The sequence below is a fragment of the Faecalibacterium prausnitzii genome, from assembly GCF_049532945.1.
GTDB classification, from domain to species: Bacteria; Bacillota; Clostridia; order Oscillospirales; family Ruminococcaceae; genus Faecalibacterium; species Faecalibacterium prausnitzii_N.
Genome location: NZ_CP186691.1, coordinates 3,026,073 through 3,045,406 on the forward strand (window position 1 = coordinate 3,026,073; position 19,334 = coordinate 3,045,406).

Here is a 19,334-nt window from a genome sequence, read left to right on the forward strand (position 1 = left end):
CACTTTCCACCGGGTTTTCAACCGTGAGGAAATTTTTCGTGCAGAAGCCGCCGTACTTTTTGTAGAATACAAGTCGGAAATATGACAATTTTTTGAACGTCTCGTTCCCGCATTTTGCCACAATCTCCAACATCATTTTGACGAACGGGAAACCATGTTGAAAATTTGGATTGATTTTATAGTTTGTTTGGGGTATACTAACCTTACAGGTTCGTTAAGGGATACGCAAAGTCGCATTCTCAAACGACTTTTCACCCCAATAATATGAATTTGCGGAGGTAATGAATAATGTTGGTAAATGCAACCGAAATGCTGATCAAAGCACGTGATGGCCACTACGGTGTGCCTCAGTTCAACATCAACAATCTGGAGTGGACCAAGTCCGTTCTGACCGCCTGCGAGGAAATGAAGAGCCCTGTGATTCTGGGTGTTTCCGAGGGTGCCGGCAAGTACATGACCGGTTTCAAGACCGTCGCTGCCATGGTCAGCGCAATGGTCGATTCCATGGGCATCACCGTTCCTGTTGCCCTGCATCTGGATCACGGCACCTATGAGGGCTGCAAGGCCTGCATCGAGGCCGGCTTCTCTTCCATCATGTTCGATGGCAGCCACTACTCCATCGAGGAGAATGTGGAAAAGACCAAGGAGCTGGTTGCTCTGGCACACGCTAAGGGCTTGAGCATCGAGGCCGAGGTCGGTTCCATCGGCGGTGTCGAGGACGGCGTTGTGGGTGCCGGCGAGATCGCAGACCCCGAAGAGTGCGCAAAGATCACCGCTCTGGGCATCGACTTCCTGGCTGCCGGCATCGGCAACATCCACGGTGTCTACCCGGCAAACTGGAAGGGTCTGGACTTCGAGGCTCTGGACCGCATCCACAAGGCCACCAATAACATCCCTCTGGTCCTGCACGGCGGCACCGGCATCCCCGACGAGATGATCGCTAAGGCCATCAGCCTGGGCGTTTCCAAGATCAACATCAACACCGAGTGCCAGCTGGTGTTTGCTGAGGCCACCCGCAAGTACATCGAAGAGGGCAAGGATCAGCAGGGCAAGGGCTTCGACCCCCGCAAGCTGCTGGCTCCCGGCGCAAAGGCCATCGAGGCCAAGTGCAAGGAGAAGATCGAGCTGTTCGGTTGCGCAGGCAAGGGCTAAATCCTCTCGCTCCACCAAAGAACAACACAGCGGCCCCGCAACGTTGGAATCTCCAACGCGGCGGGGCCGTTTTTTCTGTATGCCGTTATTGGGAGATGCGGTAATGCCCCACGATGTCCGCTCGCTTTTACACCCGTTCTTCCAACCGGGCATCTTTTCCATAACGGTCAAACCGGAGCCACAGAAAGGCCGCACCGATCAGCAGATTCGCGATGGTATAGGGCCAGACCGGAATGCGGATAAAAACGATCGACCCAAGCGCCAGACGCAGGAGTTTGCCGATCTCATAAAGCACCAGAATATAGAGTACCATAAATGCCACTGCCTTCACCTGATGCTTTCTCGGCGGAAATCCGACCTTCTCCATTGCGCTCCGATAGAGGTAATAAACTCCAAGCACACAAAGACACAGCTGCAACAGAGACGCCAGCGTAACGTCGATTTTGAAATCCGGCACGACCGCCAGAATTGAGGGTGTCATCACCAGTGAGGCGACACCGTATCCCCAAAAGCAAAGCATAGAGATCTCATAGATCAGAAAATCGGGCCAACGCAGCGGCTTCATGCTCGGCTTCACCTCATTTACAAAGGTTTCGGCGTCCGTAATAAACTGGAACAGCTCGCAGCCCTCTTCATTGGCGCGCATCGCGATATCGATCAGATCGCTCTGGACGACTTCTACGCCACAGATGTCGAATGTGACACTGCGCAGATAGGCGATCACTTCTTTGAGCTGTTCCTGGCTTTTTTCAGTCAGCATTTTTGTACGCATCCGGTTTGCTTTTCGCAGTGCAAAATACTTATTCATCTGGCTCCTCCTTAAAAATTTTTTCCACCAGCTGGCAGAGCTGGCTCCAATCCTGCCGAAACTCAAAAAGCGCCTGCCGCCCTTCCTCCGTTACAACGTAATATTTCCGACTTGGCCCCTTGGGGGAAGGTCTGCGTTCTACTGTGACCTTTCCCTGTTGTTCCAACCGCAGCAGCAGCGGATACAGTGTGCTTTCGCTCAGGTCTGAAAAACCGACCTGTTTCAGATTCATCACGATCTCATAGCCATAGGTCGGCTCTCTGCTGATGAGTTTTAGAACGCAGAACTCCAAAACACCCTTGAGAAGCTGTGTGTTGTTTTCCACCGGGGACTCCTCCTTTCTGCTATTTTGTATTACGTAGTAGCTTGTCTACATTGTATTACATAGTAGTGTTTCTGTCAAGCCCTGCTGCATTCGCATTTCTGCTAAAGATCATACCGCATTTTTGTGCAACAAAAAACGCCCTAAGATTTCTCTTAGAGCGTTTCGATCAAGTCGGCGACTACCTATTTTCACGCGCCGTTTCCAGCGAACTATCTTCGGCACAAGTGAGCTTAACTTCTGTGTTCGGAATGGGAACAGGTGGAACCTCACCGTCATCGACACCGACCGATCTGACTGAACCAGTATAACATGGTCTACTGTTTGTCCAGTGTTTCTTAGAAGGACGTGCCTTCAAAACTGAATAATCACTGCTCACATTTTTTCGTTGACTCTCAGAGTCTCAAGCGAATTGTGGTCAAGCCCTCGACCTATTAGTACACGCTTGCTGAATGGATCGCTCCACTTACACATCGTGCCTATCAACCTTGTAGTCTTCAAGGGGTCTTACCTGATCAAATCAGTGGGATATCTTATCTTTGGGTCGGCTTCACGCTTAGATGCTTTCAGCGTTTATCCGATCCGTACATAGTTGCCCAGCTATGCTCTTGGCAGAACAACTGGTGCGCCAGAGGTACGTCCGCTCCGGTCCTCTCGTACTAGGAACAGCTCCCATCAAATATCCTGCGCCCACGACAGATAGGGACCGAACTGTCTCACGACGTTCTGAACCCAGCTCGCGTACCGCTTTAATTGGCGAACAGCCAAACCCTTGGGACCGAATACAGCCCCAGGATGCGATGAGCCGACATCGAGGTGCCAAACCTCCCCGTCGATGTGGACTCTTGGGGGAGATCAGCCTGTTATCCCCAGGGTAACTTTTATCCGTTGAGCGATGGCATTTCCACTCACATACCACCGGATCACTAACTCCAACTTTCGTTACTGCTCGACCCGTCAGTCTCGCAGTTAGGCTCGCTTCTGCGTTTGCACTCTTTTGCTTGATTTCCGTTCAAGCTGAGCGAACCTTTGAACGCCTCCGTTACTCTTTAGGAGGCGACCGCCCCAGTCAAACTGCCCACCTAACAATGTCCCCCGCCTTGATTCAAAGGCGCAGGTTAGAATTCCAATATCGCAAGGATGGTATCCCAACGTCCTCTCCATGACCGCCAAAGCGATCACTTCCCTGAGTCCCATCTATCCTGTGCATGCAACATCGAAACCCAATATTAGGCTACAGTAAAGCTCCATGGGGTCTTTCCGTCTTGTCGCGGGTAACCGGCATCTTCACCGGTACTACAATTTCGCCGGGCGGGCTGTTGAGACAGTGCCCAAATCATTACGCCTTTCATGCGGGTCAGAACTTACCTGACAAGGAATTTCGCTACCTTAGGACCGTTATAGTTACGGCCGCCGTTCACTGGGGCTTCGATTCAATGCTTGCACATCTCCTCTTAACCTTCCAGCACCGGGCAGGCGTCAGCTCGTATACGTCATCTTTCGATTTAGCACAAACCTGTGTTTTTGGTAAACAGTTGCTTGGGCCGATTCTCTGCGGCTGCATTGCTGCAGCACCCCTTCTCCCGAAGTTACGGGGTCAATTTGCCGAGTTCCTTAACAACCCTTCTCCCGTTGGCCTTAGAATCTTCTTCCTACCTACCTGTGTCGGTTTGCGGTACGGGCACCGCAGAAATACACACAGCTTTTCTCGCCATCTTCCATCCCGGACTTCGGTACTAATTTCCCTCGATCGCTACCGGAACCAACACCCGGCTCCGAGACTTCATATGTGTCCCTGTGTTTAACTCTTTTGGTGGTGACGGAATCTCTACCGTCTGTGCATCGGCTACGCCGTTAGGCCTCACCTTAGCTCCCGACTGACCTGGAGCGGACGAACCTTCCTCCAGAAACCTGAGGCTTTCGGCCATGCAGATTCTCACTGCATTCGCGCTACTCATTCCGGCATTCTCACTTCTATACACTCCACAGCCGCTTGCGCTACTGTTTCACCGCGTATACAACGCTCCCCTACCCAATACATTGCTGTATTGCCTAAGCTTCGGTGTCAGGTTTAGCCCCGTTAAATTCTCCGCGCAAAGACGCTCGACCAGTGAGCTATTACGCACTCTTTGAATGAGTGGCTGCTTCTGAGCCAACATCCTGGTTGTCTACGTATCTTCACATCGTTTTCCACTTAACCTGACTTTGGGACCTTAGCTGTAGATCTGGGCTGTTTCCCTTTTGACAATGACATTTATCTGACACTGTCTGACTCCCAAGCATCAATACTCTGGCATTCTGAGTTTGATAAGCTTCGCTAACCTCTCGGCCGCTAGGCTATTCAGTGCTTTACCTCCAGGTATCTAACTTGAGGCTAGTCCTAAAACTATTTCGGGGAGAACCAGCTATCTCCGGGTTCGATTGGAATTTCTCCGCTACCCACAGTTCATCCGCCGCCTTTTCAACGGAGGTCGGTTCGGTCCTCCATGGAATTTTACTTCCACTTCAACCTGACCATGGGTAGGTCACCCGGTTTCGGGCCCATTATATGCAACTTAACGCCCTTTTCAAACTCGCTTTCGCTTCGGCTCCAGACCTTAAGTCCTTAACCTTGCTGCATACAATCGCTCGCCGGACCGTTCTACAAAAAGTACCCTATCACACATTGACGTGCTCTAGGTGCTTGTAGGCACAGGGTTTCAGGTTCTTTTTCACTCCCCTCCCGGGGTGCTTTTCACCTTTCCTTCACAGTACTATACGCTATCGGTCACTGGGTAGTATTTAGGGTTAGAGGGTGGTCCCCCCGTATTCCGACCAGGTTTCACGTGTCTGGCCGTACTCTGGAATTCGCTCGGCTCTTGTCGTTTTCACCTACGTGGTTCTCACACTCTCTGACCGGCCTTCCCATGCCGTTCGGTTAACAACTTAAGTCCTAAATGCGCTCCGTACCCCGAAAGTATTTCTACTCTCGGTTTGCCCTCTTCCGCGTTCGCTCGCCACTACTTACGGAATCTCGTTTGATGTCTCTTCCTCGCCCTACTTAGATGTTTCAGTTCAGGCGGTTCCCTCGATATACCTATTTTGAAGTTCAGCAGATCGTACCTGAGTATGAACCCAGGTGAGTTTCCTCATTCAGAGATCTCCGGATCAATGCTTATTTGCAGCTCCCCGAAGCTTATCGCAGCTTATCACGTCTTTCATCGGCTCCCAGTGCCAAGGCATTCGCCCTGCGCCCTTGTTCGCTTGACCTTTCAAACGTTCTCTTGGAACATTTGGTATCCTCTTGATTCTCTCTTGCCAACGAAGATTATTGTTACCCTTCCTTTTGAAATTGCAATATTTCTTAAAAAGAACTTACTATAATCTTTGTTTCGCAGTTATTATTCAGTTTTCAAGGTACGTCTTTGAGTGTCCTTTTCAGGGCCCTCAAAATCGAACAATATCTACTCTACTTGTCTTTGTTACCTGTCCGAAAGATCTCCATCTTCGATGTCGCTCTTTCTGCCTGACTCCTTAGAAAGGAGGTGATCCAGCCGCAGGTTCTCCTACGGCTACCTTGTTACGACTTCACCCCAATCACCAGTTTTACCTTCGGCGGCGTCCTCCTTGCGGTTAGACTACCGACTTCGGGTCCCCCCGGCTCTCATGGTGTGACGGGCGGTGTGTACAAGGCCCGGGAACGTATTCACCGTGGCATGCTGATCCACGATTACTAGCAATTCCGACTTCGTGCAGGCGAGTTGCAGCCTGCAGTCCGAACTGGGACGTTGTTTCTGAGTTTTGCTCCACCTCGCGGTCTTGCTTCTCTTTGTTTAACGCCATTGTAGTACGTGTGTAGCCCAAGTCATAAAGGGCATGATGATTTGACGTCATCCCCACCTTCCTCCGTTTTGTCAACGGCAGTCTGGCCAGAGTCCTCTTGCGTAGTAACTGACCATAAGGGTTGCGCTCGTTGCGGGACTTAACCCAACATCTCACGACACGAGCTGACGACAACCATGCACCACCTGTCTCCTTGCTCCGAAGAGAAAACATATTTCTATGCCTGTCAAGGGATGTCAAGACTTGGTAAGGTTCTTCGCGTTGCGTCGAATTAAACCACATACTCCACTGCTTGTGCGGGCCCCCGTCAATTCCTTTGAGTTTCAACCTTGCGGTCGTACTCCCCAGGTGGATTACTTATTGTGTTAACTGCGGCACTGAAGGGGTCAATCCTCCAACACCTAGTAATCATCGTTTACGGTGTGGACTACCAGGGTATCTAATCCTGTTTGCTACCCACACTTTCGAGCCTCAGCGTCAGTTGGTGCCCAGTAGGCCGCCTTCGCCACTGGTGTTCCTCCCGATATCTACGCATTCCACCGCTACACCGGGAATTCCGCCTACCTCTGCACTACTCAAGAAAAACAGTTTTGAAAGCAGTTTATGGGTTGAGCCCATAGATTTCACTTCCAACTTGTCTTCCCGCCTGCGCTCCCTTTACACCCAGTAATTCCGGACAACGCTTGTGACCTACGTTTTACCGCGGCTGCTGGCACGTAGTTAGCCGTCACTTCCTTGTTGGGTACCGTCATTATCTTCCCCAACAACAGGAGTTTACAATCCGAAGACCTTCTTCCTCCACGCGGCGTTGCTGCATCAGGGTTTCCCCCATTGTGCAATATTCCCCACTGCTGCCTCCCGTAGGAGTCTGGGCCGTGTCTCAGTCCCAATGTGGCCGTTCAACCTCTCAGTCCGGCTACCGATCGTTGCCTTGGTGGGCCATTACCTCACCAACTAGCTAATCGGACGCGAGGCCATCTCAAAGCGGATTGCTCCTTTTCCCCCTGCTCGATGCCGAGCCGTGGGCTTATGCGGTATTAGCAGTCGTTTCCAACTGTTGTCCCCCTCTTTGAGGCAGGTTCCTCACGCGTTACTCACCCGTTCGCCACTCGCTCGAGAAAGCAAGCTCTCTCTCGCTCGTTCGACTTGCATGTGTTAGGCGCGCCGCCAGCGTTCGTCCTGAGCCAGGATCAAACTCTTTATAAATGATATTTATCACTTAAAAGTGTTAAATCTTGTTCGCTCAGCACGCAATCGCTTGCGTCCTGTGTGAATTACTTTTGGAATTGTTTTTAGTGTTTTTCCAAACACTTAAAAGGTTCCTTACAAGTTTTTCGATATTGTTCAATTTTCAAGGTCCTGTGCGCCTCAGCCTTGCGGCTGACGACCTGTTTATTTTACCACCGAAGTGGTTTTTTGTCAAGTACTTTTTTCGAAGCGTTTCGAACGTTTTGAACGTGGACTGCTTCCGATTTCTCAGAACAAACTGGAACTTTTCAGCGTCTATTGGTTCTTTTCAAGGGCTTCCTGCTGAGGCTTCGGAAGTCATTCTTTTGCCTCAGCGCTTGGCGCTCAAGTATAATACCATACACTGGGGTAGATGTCAACACTTTTTTACAAGTTTTTTCAAAAAACTTCAAATTGCTGCGTCCGGATCAGATCGGTCCTTTTTTTCGCTGCCAATGTGCTGCTGTTTCAAGCTTTCTTCCTATTATATAGAAAAGCTCCACGCCTGGCATCGAAGGATGCAGACATGGAGCCTGGATTCAGCTTTTCTCTTCCTGTTTCATCTCGCGCAACGTGAGCCAGACCGCTGCTGCCAGCACCGGCAGCAGCCCGATCAGACCAATGGGCGTGGGGCCCAGCACATTATAATAGGCATCTGCCGGGTAGGTCAGCACCGTGAACAATGCCGCAACTGCATTGAATGCGCCGTGTGCGATGGACGGAACCCAGATGCACCCGGTCTTTTCATAGAGAAGATCCAGCAGACTGTTCATGGCAAAGCAGAACACGCACCATACCACAAGGCCCAGCACAGGCGCGCCCAGATAATCCGTGCCGTACTCATAACCCACCAGCAGCATCAGCGGCCAGTGCCAGACACCCCAGATCACGCCGCCCAGCAGGCGGCCGTTGAGCAGGCCGAGCTGCTTCTTCAGGTGAGGCATCATATACCCGCGCCAGCCGGCTTCCTCGCCCACGGCAAAGAACATATTGATGAGCGGACCCAGCGTCACGGCAAGCAGGCCGGTCTGCAACATGTAGCTGGCATTGGATACCCCCAGCTGGCTTTTCAAAGTCTGAGCGTCCATCTCGCCGCCGTAGGCCGCTGCCAGCCAGCTGCCGGAGAGGTCCAGTCGATGCGGGAACACCGCAAAGTAGAGCACTGCGGCCAGCACCGTAAATACCGCCGGGCCGAACCACGCCGCCAGCCAGTAGCGGCGCTTGCCCTGCACCTTCCAGACGATGCCGGTGGGCTGATGCAGATAGACTTTTTTCGCCGCAAGCACGGCCGCCAGAGGGCAGAACATGCTCACGGACAGCAGCGCACGGTATACCGCAGCATTGCCCTGAAGGAGCTGCATGCTTGCATACACCTGACACAGCCATGCCAGACCAAATGCCGTTAAAAAGTAGATTCCAAAACCCTGTTTTTCTCTGCTGCTCATACGAACTTCACCGCCGTTCCATAAGCAATGACCTCTGCCGCGCCCTGCATGACGCTGGCGGAAGCGTAGCGCATCCCTACAACTGCATCCGCTCCAAGGGCCTCTGCATCCTTGACCATGCGTCCTGTGGCGATCTGCCGGGCTTCGGTGAGCATATCCGCGTAGTCGGTCACTTCACCGCCCACCAGCGTGCGGAACCCCGCCATCAGATCGTGGCCCAGATTGCGGCTCTGCACCGTGCTGCCGCGCACCACGCCCAGCGCTTCCAGCTTTTTGCCGGGCACCTCGTTAATAGTTACGATAAGCATCTTCTTCTCCCTTCCTGATCTCTCGGATCCGGTCTGCCAAAACCTTCAGCGTACCAAGGATGCAGCCCGCCGGGATGCCGAACAGCAGCACCAGCAGCGGCAGCGGCGGCATATCCTGCAGGTCCATCCAGATGGTCCACCCGATAATGCCCATGGTCAGCAGCATGATCGCGGTAAACAGACTTGCGCCCACCAGCGCCCCTTTGATGCGCTCGCCTTTTCGGTCTGTGCGTTCAATGTTCACAAAGGTCACTCCCTGTTCCTCCCGTGCAGCAAGGCGCGCAAGCGTCTGCTCCACATCCAGTTCACTGAGGCTGCCGGGTTCCCGCTGCAATCGCTCGCAGAAGCTGATGGCTTCGTCGAGGTCGGTGCGGCGGGCGCACAGACGTTCCATCTGGCGGGCCATGCCGTCGGCAAGGGTGCATTCCCCTTCCAGCATTTCCCGGATCTCGGCCAGCGGCACATCCAGCTTGCGCAGCAGCTTGATGCGGCGCAGGCGTTCCACGTCCGCCTGCGAGTAGCTGCGGTAGCCGTTGCCCGGCTCGCGGCTGGGGGTAATGAGCCCCTCCTCCTCGTAAAAGCGGATGTTCTTTTTGGTCACGCCCACAGCGGCTTCCACTTCGTTGATCTTCATGGCTCCGGTGCCTCCTTACGTGCCTATGTTACACCTTCCAGAAAGGGGAAGGTCAAGGGGTTTCAGCAAAAAAGTCTTCCCCTCGCCGAGAGAAAGACTTTTTGCGCTTAAAAATAGCACTTGATCTGGAACCGGTCGGCGCTGTCCTGCTTTTTCTCCACCACGATGTGCTCATGGTTGAAGTCGAAGTGCACCGGGGTGCACAGGTCGGTATTGCGGGTCAAGCGCAGCAGTTCCTGCACCCGCTTTTTCTCCTCCGGCACATAGAACAGGTAGCTCACGCCCTCCTTTTTGGCACGGCCGGTGCGGCCGATGCGGTGGGTGTAATGTTCGTTCTCACTGGGCACATCGTAGTTGATCACGGCATCCACATCCGAAACATCGATGCCGCGGGCGGCAACGTCGGTGGCTACCAGAATGGCCAGCTTGCCGTCCCGGAAGTTCTGCATGATCTGGTTGCGCTCCTTCTGGGAGAGGTCGCCGTGGAGGCAGTCCACCGAGAAACCCAGCCGTGCCAGCTGGTTGGCCAGAGTGGCAGTGTTGAACTTGGTATCGCAGAACACCATCACCCGCTTGTAGTTCTCACCAATGATGATCTGTGCAAGGTCGGAAAGCTTGTTGCGGCCGGAGGTCTCCAGCATATACTGGGTGATCTTGGGCTGGCTTTCTTCCTTGGGCTGAACGGTGATCTCCTCGGCGTTGTGCTGGTACAGCCAGCCGATGTCCATTACCTCGCGGCTGATGGTGGCCGAGAACATGGAAAGGGACTTGCGGGCCTTCATCATTTCAATGATATGCCGCACATCCTTATAGAAGCCCATGTTCAGCATTTCGTCGGCCTCGTCCAGCACGATCTGGGTCACATGGGAGATATCAATGGAATGGTGCTTGTAGTGGTCCATCAGACGGCCCGGCGTTGCCACCACGATCTGGCAGCCCTCGGCAAGGCGCTTTGCCTGCTTTTCCATGTTGGCACCGCCGTACACGCAGGCAACTGCAACGCCCGGCATAAAGGCCGTGAGGGCGGTCAGCTCGTCGGCGATCTGCTGGGCCAGCTCCCGGGTGGGGGCCAGAATGACCGCCTGCGGCACCTTTTGGGCCGGGTCGATCTGCTCCGCCACCGGGATGCCGAAGGCACAGGTCTTGCCGGTGCCGGTGGGGGCTTTTGCGATCACGTCATAGCCCGCCATCATGACGGGGATGGTCTTTTCCTGAATTTCGGTCATTTCGGCAAAGCCCATGCGCTCCACGGCCTTGTGGATGGCATCGCTGCACTGCAACTCACTGTAAAGCATGATCCTTCTCCATTCCGTTCCGATTTTCTTACAGTATAGCATGAAATGCCGCACTTGTCAGTAACAAAAAGAGCCATGCCCCCATTTGGGAGCACAGCTCTTGGATGCAGATCTCTGTTGCAGGGATCAGGCAGTCTCTTCGACGCTCTTGTCAGCGGCACGGCCTGCTTCCAGCTTCTGCTTGAAGCGGCCGCTGGCCTTGAAGCCGGGGATGGAGGTGGACTCCAGACGGCTGGAAACCTTGGTCTTGGGGTTGGTGTAGGCCTTGGGCTTGCGGGGACGCATCTCAAAACGGCCAAAGCCTGCGATGGTCACCTTCTCGTCTGCGCGCAGGCAGTCGGCGATCTGGTCAAACATTGCATCCATCGTGGTCTCGACCTGTGCTTCGGTGAAGCCGGTCTTGCGTGCCACAGTCTCGATCATCTGGGAACGGGTCATGTATCTATATCCTCCTGGAGTGTCCAAAAGTAACGTCTTTTGGCAAATTTTGCGTTGTTGAGTATAACATAATTCACACACTGTTTGCGACAGATTGCGCACAAAACGTCATTTATTGCGCACGAACTTATGTAATCTCTCTCCGTCCTTCACAAATACAGCGCCCGCTGTTTTGGCGGGCGCTGCAAAAAAGCATTTTACGGGTAATTCGTGAGGTAATTATTTGCGGTGATACAGGGTGGCAATATCCACCAGCGGGATATTTTCCAGACTGTGATCACTGCGCAGGCAGTCCACCAGAGCGTTGGCGGTATCCACTGCGGTGATGCAGGGGATGCTCAGCTCCACAGCCTTGCGGCGCAGGCGCACGGAGTCGCGCTTGGGGTCACGGCCCTTAGCGCTGGTAGAGAACACATAATCCACCAGACCGCTCTGCAGCAGGTCCACGATGTTGGGCGACTCGCCGGACATATTGCGCACCTCGTTGCAGGGCACCATGTGCTTGTTGAGCCATGCGCAGGTGCCGGAGGTACCGTACAGCTTGTAGCCCATGCTCTTGAGCTTCCATGCGATATCCACGAACTCCGGCTTGTCGCTGTCCTTCACGGTGAAGATGCAGCAGCTTGCAGGGCCGGGGGTCTTGAAGGTGTAGCCCGCGCCGATAAGGCCCTTGAGCAGGGCATCGTGGTAGTTGGGGGCAATGCCCAGCACTTCGCCGGTGGACTTCATCTCGGGACCGAACTGGGTATCCACACCGTGCAGCTTTTCAAAGCTGAACACAGGCACCTTGACGGCCACATAAGGTGCGTTGGGGTGCAGGCCGGTGCCGTAGCCCATATCTGCCAGCTTTTCGCCCAGACAACAGCGCACTGCCAGATCCACCATGGGCACGCCGGTGACCTTGGAGATATACGGCACGGTACGGGAGGAACGGGGGTTCACCTCAATAACGTACACCTTGCCATTGGAAACTGCGTACTGCACGTTCACCAGACCGTTGACATGCAGCTCGCGGGCAAAGCGGCCGGTGTAATCCACCATGGTGTCGATCTCGGCCTGAGTCAGGTGCTGTGCCGGGTAGACACAGATGGAGTCGCCGGAGTGCACGCCGGTGCGCTCCACCTGCTCCATAATGCCGGGGATCAGGAAGTTTTCGCCGTCGCAGATGGCATCCACTTCGCACTCGGTGCCCAGAATATACTTATCCAGCAGCACAGGGTGATCCATGTCCACATGCTTGGTGATAACGCCCATGTACTCGATCACGTCCGCCTTGGTGTAGGCCACGATCATGTTCTGACCGCCCAGCACGTAGGAGGGACGCATCAGCACCGGCAGGCCGATCTCGTCGGCGGCAGCCAGAGCCTCGTCCAGATTAAAGACAGTGCGGCCCGGTGCGCGGGGGATCCTGCAACGCTCCAGCAGCTCGTCGAAGCGCTCACGGTCCTCTGCTTCATCGATGGCATCTGCCGGGGTGCCCAGAATGGGCAGGCCGATCTCGTCCATGTGCTTTGCCAGCTTGATGGCGGTCTGGCCGCCGAACTGCACCACGCAGGCATCCGGCTTCTCGGTGGCGATGATGTTGTCCACGCTCTCCGGGTTCAGCGGGTCAAAGTACAGACGGTCGCCGGTGTCAAAGTCGGTGGAGACGGTCTCGGGGTTGTTGTTTACAAGGATGGCTTCGCAGCCGTGCTTCTTCAGGGTCCACACACAGTGCACCGAGCAGTAGTCGAACTCGATGCCCTGACCGATGCGGATGGGGCCGGAACCAAAGACCAGAACCTTCTTTTTCTTGGGCTCGCCCTTGGCAGATGCTTCGGCTTCCTTCTCGGCAATGAACTCAGCAGCTTCGTTGTCGCCGTCGTAGGTGGAGTAGAAGTAAGGGGTGTTGGCCGAGAACTCGGCAGCGCAGGTATCCACCATCTTGAAACCGGCGCGGTAGTTCTCCACAGGCAGGGTGTCCACCTGTGCCAGACGCTTGATGGTCTTATCCTGGAAGCCGTACTTCTTGGCAGTCTTGTACTGCTCTTCGGTCAGCACGCCGTTGCACTTGGCAAGACCCTTTTCCAGATTTGCCAGATGCTGCATCTTGTCCAGGAACCACCAGTCGATCTTGGTGATGCGGTAGATGGTCTGGTGGTCGATGCCGCGCTTGAGGGCCTCGTACACGCAGAACACGCGTTCGGCATCCTGAACATGCATGTGGGCCACGATCTCGTCATCGGTCAGCTCCTCAAAGGGCTTGTGGGTCAGGGTGTCCATACCCAGCTCAATGGAGGAGACCGCCTTCATCATGGCAGCCTCGAAACTGTTGCCAATGCTCATCACCTCGCCGGTGGCCATCATCTGGGTGCCCAGAGACTTGTCGGCGTAGACGAACTTATCAAAGGGCCACTTCGGATACTTGACCACGATGTAGTCCAGCGCAGGCTCAAAGCAGGCGCAGGTCTTGCCGGTGACGTCGTTGGTGATCTCGTCCAGCGTGTAGCCAATGGCGATCTTGGTAGCCACCTTGGCAATGGGATAGCCTGTGGCCTTGGAGGCCAGTGCGGAAGAGCGGGACACACGGGGGTTGACCTCGATGACCGCATAATCAAAGCTGTCCGGCTTCAGGGCGAACTGGCAGTTGCAGCCGCCCTCGATGCCCAGCTCGGTGATGATATCCAGAGCAGCGGTGCGCAGCATCTGGTATTCGTGGTCGGTCAGGGTCTGGGAGGGAGCCACGACCACCGAGTCGCCGGTGTGGATGCCCACAGGGTCCAGGTTCTCCATGTTACACACGGTGATCACGTTGCCCTTGTGGTCGCGCATGACCTCATACTCGATCTCTTTCCAGCCGGCGATGCACTTTTCCACAAGGATCTGATGGATGGGGGAAAGGCGCAGGCCGTTGGTGCCGATCTCGATGAGCTTTTCGCGGGTCTCGCAGATGCCGCCGCCAGTGCCGCCCATGGTAAAGGCCGGGCGCACGATGACCGGGTAGCCGATGCGGTCGGCGCAGGCCAGAGCGTCCTGCAGCGTCTCCACCACCTCAGAGGGGATGATGGGCTGGTGCAGCTTTTCCATGGTCTCCTTGAACAGCTCGCGGTCCTCGGCCCGGTCGATGGTCTCGGGCTTGCAGGCCAGCAGACGGATGCCGGTGCGGTCCAGATAGCCGGAGCGGGCCAGCTCCATGGACAGGTTCAGGCCCATCTGGCCGCCGAGGTTCGGCAGCACGGAGTCCGGCTTTTCGATGTCCAGAATGCGCTCCACGACTTCCAGCGTCATGGGCTCGATGTAAACATGGTCGGCCACATCCGGGTCGGTCATGATGGTTGCGGGGTTGGAGTTCAGCAGAACGGTCTCGATGCCCTCTGCCTTCAGGGCGCGGCAGGCCTGCGTGCCGGAGTAGTCGAACTCCGCAGCCTGACCAATGATGATGGGGCCGGAGCCAATGACCAGCACCTTCTTGATTCTAGGGTCCTTCGGCATTTCAGCGTGCCTCCTTTTTTGCTGCTTTGACGTTGTTCAGGAAGCGGTCGAACAGAAACTCGGTATCCTTGGGGCCGCCGTTTGCTTCCGGGTGGAACTGTACGGTAAAGCAGTTCCACTTCTTGTACTTGATGCCCTCACAGGTGCCGTCGTTGGCGTTCACCTGTGCCACCTCGCCCATCTCGGCGGGCAGCTCGTCGCCCACCACAGCATAGCCGTGGTTCTGGCTGGTGATGAAGGTGCGGCCGGACTCAAAGTCTGTCACGGGCTGGTTGGCACCGCGGTGGCCGTACTTGAGCTTCATGGTCTTGGCACCGGCTGCCAGAGCGGACAGCTGGTGGCCCAGACAGATGCCGAAGGTGGGGATATTCAGCTCAAAGATGTGCTTGAGGTTCTCGATGACCTCCACGGGTTCCGCCGGGTCGCCGGGACCATTGGACAGCATGATGCCGTCCGGATTCAGAGCGGCCACTTCCTCGGCGGTGGCGAAGGCGGGCATGACTGTCACCTTGCAGCCGCGCTTGACAAGGCAGCGCACGATGTTGCGCTTGCAGCCGTAGTGCATCAGCACGATATGGATCTCGCCCTTCTCGTTGAAGACTTCGGGCGCTGCGCAGGTGACGTTCTTGACCGCATCGGTCACGGCATAGGCGCGGATGGTCTCCAGCAGCTTGTCCGTCTCGGCCTTGTTGGCCGGGTCGGCGGGGTCGAAGGTGGTCAGGATGGCACCGTTCATCACACCGCTCTCGCGGATGATGCGGGTCAGGTGGCGGGTGTCGATGCCCTCAATGCCGATGGTGTTGTTCTTTTTCAAAAAGCTGTCCAGCGTTTCCTCGCAGCGCCAGTTGGAGGGGGTGGTGCAGGCCTCGCGCACGATGTAGCCCTTTGCCCAGATGCGGTCGGACTCCATGTCGTCTTTATTCATGCCGTAGTTGCCGATAAGGGGGTAGGTCTGGGTGATGATCTGGCCATAGTAGCTGGGGTCGGTCAGGGTCTCCTGAAAGCCCACCATGCCGGTGGCAAAGACCACCTCGCCCACGGTGACGCCCTCGGCACCCACCGACTGGCCGGCAAAGACCATGCCATTTGCCAAAAGAAGATATGCGTTCATATTTTCCTCGTTTCAACACATTACAGGGTCTGCTTTGCTTCCTGCTTCATCTTGCGGCTGCCCAGATGCACCAGCGGCAGCTTGCCTTCCTTGCAGATGGGGCACTCTTCCGGTGCGTAGTTGGGCAGATCCAGCTTGAGGGCGCTTGCCACGATGGGAATGGGAGACGGAGCCTCGGGCTTGGTGCGGTCCACCACGCAGGTGATGCCCACGCAGATGCCGCCGTTCTCTTCGATCACGCGCTTGGTCTCCAGAGAGGAGATACCGGTGGTGACCACGTCCTCAGCGATGAGACACTTCTCACCCGGGTGGATGGCGAAGCGCTTCAGGGTCATCACATTGTCCACGCGCTCGGTAAAGATGGCGCGCTTGCCGGTCTGGCGGGCCAGCTCGTAGGCGTACACGATGCCGCCCATGGCCGGGCCGACGATCACATCCACGTCCATTTCCTTGACCTTATCTGCCACGATCTTCATCACCTCGGCGCAGCGGTCGGGGTACTGCTGCAGATAAGCCATCTGGCAGTATGCGCTGGAATGGCGGCCGGAGGACAGCAGGAAGTGGCCTTCCAGGAACGCGTCACAGCTCTTCAGGATCTCAAGTGCTTCACTCATTGTACTTCTCCCTCTCTTTTATAAAAATGTCTTTTGAACGGTATTGTACCACGCTTTTGCGTGATTTGCAAATTTATGCAACAGCTTTGTTTTTATGCGTATAAATCAGTATTTTGCTGGTATATCAATTGGATTATTCAGCATTCCGGGCACATCCGCGGATCTCGTCCAGCGTTTTCACGCCGTTCTTGTCCATCCATGCGGCCATCTCGTCCGCAATGGTCTCCATGGCGCGGGGGTTGGCAAAGTTTGCGGCACCCACCTGCACCGCCGCAGCACCGGCCATGATGAACTCCAGTGCGTCACGGCCCGTGGCGATGCCGCCCAGACCCACCACCGGGATGTTCACAGCGCCCACGGCCTGCCACACCATGCGCAGGGCAATGGGCCGCACCGCCGGGCCGGACAGGCCCGCAAAGATGTTGTTGAACACCGGGCGGCGCTTTTCCAGATCGATGGCGCAGGCCTGGAAGGTGTTGGTCAGGCTGATGGCATCCGCACCGGCGGCTTCCACGGCCTTGCACATCTCAGGGATGTTCTCGGCCTGCGGGCTCAGCTTGACCATCAGGGGCTTTTTGCAGGCAGCGCGCACCATGCGCACCACCTCACCGGCAGCTTCGGCTTTCACGCCGTAGGCCATGCCGCCCACCTTGACGTTTGGGCAGGAGATGTTCAGCTCCACGATGTCCACTGCGCTGTCGCTCAGCATCGCGGCACCTTCCACATACTCTTCCTCACTGTGGCCGCCAAGGTTGGCAATGGCCACCGTGCCGTACTTCTGCTTCAGTTCCAGCATCTCGGGCAGCTCCACGTCAATGAAGTGCTGCACGCCGGGGTTCTGCAGGCCGATGCTGTTGATGAGGCCGGAGGGGGTCTCCCACAGGCGCTCGCCCTTGTTGCCGTACTGGCCGTGCAGGGTCAGGCCCTTGCCGGAGATGCCGCCGATCTTGGAAAAGTCTGCCAGCTCTTCGTACTCCACACCGTAGCCCACAGTGCCGGATGCGCCGATGACCGGGCTGTTCATCACAAAGCCCAGCAGGTTGGTTTTCAGGTCAGCCATCAGAAGAACACCTCCGTTGCATCAAATACCGGGCCGTTCTTGCACACGCTCTTGCCCTCGCCGCCCCTGGTCTCGCAGGTGCAGCCAAGGCAGGCACCGATGCCGCAGGCCATCTTCTTTTCCATGCTCACAAAGCAGGGGGTGCCCTTCTCGGCACACAGGCGGGCGGCGTTCTTCATCATGACCGTGGGGCCGCACACCAGCACCACATCGTAGTCGGCGGGGTCGTACAGCTGGGTGACAAAGCCGTGGAAGCCCACTGCGCCGGTGTCGGTGGACACCTTGACAAGGTTTGCGATCTCGCGGTACTCCTCCATGCAGTAGGGGGCATCCCGGAAGCCGAAGAACACATCCGGCTTCACACCTGCCGCTGCCAGTTCACGGGTGAGCTGGAACATGGGCGCGGTGCCGATGCCGCCGCCCACCACAGCGATCTTTTTGTACTTGCTCAGGATGTCCGGCACATCAAAGCCGTTGCCCATAGGGCCGGTGAGCTGGAAGGTATCCTTCATTTTGAGCTGCGCGATCTTTTCAGTGCCCTCGCCCACCACCTGATACAGAAACTCGATGGTGCTGCTGTCCGGGTTCCAGCGGTGCACGCTGATGGGCCGGGACAGGAAGGGGGCTTCGTCTGCGCCCCATGCACGCAGGGTAAAGAACTGGCCTGCGTGGGGTGCGTGATCGCGGTCCGGCCAGACCACCGTCAGCAGGCGGATGTCCGGGGCAATGACCTCATTGCGCAGAACAGTGGCTTCACAGCAGGCTGCACGCATGAGCAATGGCCTCCTTCATATTCACACATTCGTTGTAAGCGGCTTCGTCAAAGGCAGTGCCCGGCTGCTTCTTATAGGCCAGCAGGATGCCGCGGCTGGAGTTGACCACGCCGCCGTTGCCCTTGGTGAGGTACTGGGCAATGTCCTCGGCCTTGCCGCCCTGTGCGCCGTAGCCGGGGATCAGGAAGAAGCTGTCCTGATACTTTGCACGGATCTCGGTGGCCTCCTCGATGTGGGTGCCGCCGATGACCAGACCGATGGAGGAGTAGCCGTGCTCGCCCATGTAGTCCTTGCCCAGAGCGTTCAGCTTGTCGCCCACCAGATCGTAGACGTGGCGGCCGTCGGCCAGCTTCTCATACTCAAAGTCCTTGGCACCGCCGTTGGAGGTGCGGCAGAGCACGAACATGCCCTTGCCCTGCTTTTCGGCGTAGGGCAGGTAGGGGCTGATGGAGTCCAGACCCATATAGGGTGCCAGCGTGACAAAATCACTCTCGAAATCGCCGGTAAAGTGACCCATGGCGTACATCTCGGCGGTCTTGGCAATGTCGCCGCGCTTGATGTCGGCAATCACCGGCACACCGGCCTCGCGCACCGCCTTCAGGGTGTCGGCGTAGGCCTTCATGCCCTCAAGGCCCAGAGACTCGTAGTAAGCGATCTGCACCTTGTAGCAGCCTGCCACGGCCTTGGTGGCGTCGATGAGCTTCCTGTTGAAGCGCACGATGTTTTCGCCGCGGGACAGGGTGCTGTCCACAAAATCGGCGGGCAGGTAGCTGAAGTCGGTGTCCAGACCCACGCACACCGGGCCGCGGGCTTCCACTGCTTCGTAAAGCTTATCCATGTTGGTCATTGTGGGT

Annotated in this window: 14 protein-coding genes and 3 rRNA genes; 1 reads left to right on the forward strand and 16 read right to left on the reverse strand. The window is 56.1% G+C overall.

Translation table 11 applies throughout. The features are described from left to right. Window positions 1-288: 288 nt before the first annotated feature. Window positions 289-1,152, forward strand: coding sequence for a class II fructose-1,6-bisphosphate aldolase (fba, locus tag ACNQFG_RS15275; RefSeq protein WP_005941384.1), 864 nt, complete (start codon window positions 289-291; stop codon window positions 1,150-1,152). A gap of 127 nt (window positions 1,153-1,279) precedes the next feature. Here the strand turns inward: fba and ACNQFG_RS15280 are convergent, their stop codons facing one another. The 16 genes from ACNQFG_RS15280 to pyrF form a co-directional block, all read right to left on the reverse strand. Further along, on the reverse strand, window positions 1,280-1,960 hold the full coding sequence (locus tag ACNQFG_RS15280; protein WP_423405490.1) for a hypothetical protein: 681 nt from the start codon (window positions 1,958-1,960) through the stop codon (window positions 1,280-1,282). Then, window positions 1,953-2,285 carry a PadR family transcriptional regulator gene (locus ACNQFG_RS15285; protein ID WP_423405491.1) on the reverse strand — a complete coding sequence of 111 codons (333 nt, stop codon included), beginning with the start codon at window positions 2,283-2,285 and terminating at the stop codon, window positions 1,953-1,955. Before ACNQFG_RS15285 ends, ACNQFG_RS15280 begins: the two co-directional genes overlap by 8 nt. Before the next feature lie 169 nt (window positions 2,286-2,454). Then, a 5S ribosomal RNA gene (gene rrf, locus ACNQFG_RS15290) occupies window positions 2,455-2,571 on the reverse strand. Window positions 2,572-2,696: 125 nt separating this feature from the next. After that, window positions 2,697-5,531 (reverse strand): 23S ribosomal RNA (locus ACNQFG_RS15295). Between the two features lie 268 nt (window positions 5,532-5,799). Beyond that, a 16S ribosomal RNA gene (locus ACNQFG_RS15300) occupies window positions 5,800-7,310 on the reverse strand. The 16S, 23S and 5S rRNA genes sit together here, the layout of an rRNA operon. A gap of 560 nt (window positions 7,311-7,870) precedes the next feature. Then, window positions 7,871-8,776: a lysostaphin resistance A-like protein gene (locus ACNQFG_RS15305; RefSeq protein ID WP_423405492.1), complete on the reverse strand. Its 906-nt coding sequence runs from the start codon at window positions 8,774-8,776 to the stop codon at window positions 7,871-7,873. Continuing rightward, on the reverse strand, window positions 8,773-9,084 hold the full coding sequence (locus ACNQFG_RS15310; RefSeq protein ID WP_005944222.1) for a heavy metal-binding domain-containing protein: 312 nt from the start codon (window positions 9,082-9,084) through the stop codon (window positions 8,773-8,775). The genes ACNQFG_RS15305 and ACNQFG_RS15310 overlap by 4 nt, the downstream gene beginning before the upstream one ends. After that, window positions 9,065-9,718 (reverse strand): MerR family transcriptional regulator, encoded by a 654-nt coding sequence (locus ACNQFG_RS15315; RefSeq protein ID WP_423405493.1) that lies wholly within the window; start codon window positions 9,716-9,718, stop codon window positions 9,065-9,067. Before ACNQFG_RS15315 ends, ACNQFG_RS15310 begins: the two co-directional genes overlap by 20 nt. A 107-nt stretch (window positions 9,719-9,825) precedes the next feature. Further along, entirely contained in the window at window positions 9,826-11,013 is a 1,188-nt protein-coding gene (locus ACNQFG_RS15320; protein ID WP_423405494.1) for a DEAD/DEAH box helicase, read from the reverse strand. A 126-nt stretch (window positions 11,014-11,139) separates the two neighbouring features. Continuing rightward, window positions 11,140-11,451 carry an HU family DNA-binding protein gene (locus ACNQFG_RS15325; RefSeq protein ID WP_423405495.1) on the reverse strand — a complete coding sequence of 104 codons (312 nt, stop codon included), beginning with the start codon at window positions 11,449-11,451 and terminating at the stop codon, window positions 11,140-11,142. A gap of 219 nt (window positions 11,452-11,670) precedes the next feature. Continuing rightward, window positions 11,671-14,922 (reverse strand): carbamoyl-phosphate synthase large subunit, encoded by a 3,252-nt coding sequence (carB, locus tag ACNQFG_RS15330; protein ID WP_423405496.1) that lies wholly within the window; start codon window positions 14,920-14,922, stop codon window positions 11,671-11,673. A 1-nt stretch (window position 14,923) separates the two neighbouring features. Beyond that, window positions 14,924-16,033 (reverse strand): carbamoyl phosphate synthase small subunit, encoded by a 1,110-nt coding sequence (locus ACNQFG_RS15335; RefSeq protein ID WP_423405497.1) that lies wholly within the window; start codon window positions 16,031-16,033, stop codon window positions 14,924-14,926. A 20-nt stretch (window positions 16,034-16,053) separates the two neighbouring features. After that, entirely contained in the window at window positions 16,054-16,647 is a 594-nt protein-coding gene (pyrE, locus tag ACNQFG_RS15340; RefSeq protein ID WP_294648825.1) for an orotate phosphoribosyltransferase, read from the reverse strand. 133 nt (window positions 16,648-16,780) lie between these two features. Further along, on the reverse strand, window positions 16,781-17,707 hold the full coding sequence (locus ACNQFG_RS15345) for a dihydroorotate dehydrogenase (RefSeq protein ID WP_412289780.1): 927 nt from the start codon (window positions 17,705-17,707) through the stop codon (window positions 16,781-16,783). Beyond that, on the reverse strand, window positions 17,707-18,480 hold the full coding sequence (locus tag ACNQFG_RS15350; protein WP_005944199.1) for a dihydroorotate dehydrogenase electron transfer subunit: 774 nt from the start codon (window positions 18,478-18,480) through the stop codon (window positions 17,707-17,709). Before ACNQFG_RS15350 ends, ACNQFG_RS15345 begins: the two co-directional genes overlap by 1 nt. Next, window positions 18,461-19,327, reverse strand: coding sequence for an orotidine-5'-phosphate decarboxylase (gene pyrF / locus ACNQFG_RS15355; RefSeq protein WP_412621247.1), 867 nt, complete (start codon window positions 19,325-19,327; stop codon window positions 18,461-18,463). Before pyrF ends, ACNQFG_RS15350 begins: the two co-directional genes overlap by 20 nt. Between the last annotated feature and the right edge of the window lie 7 nt (window positions 19,328-19,334).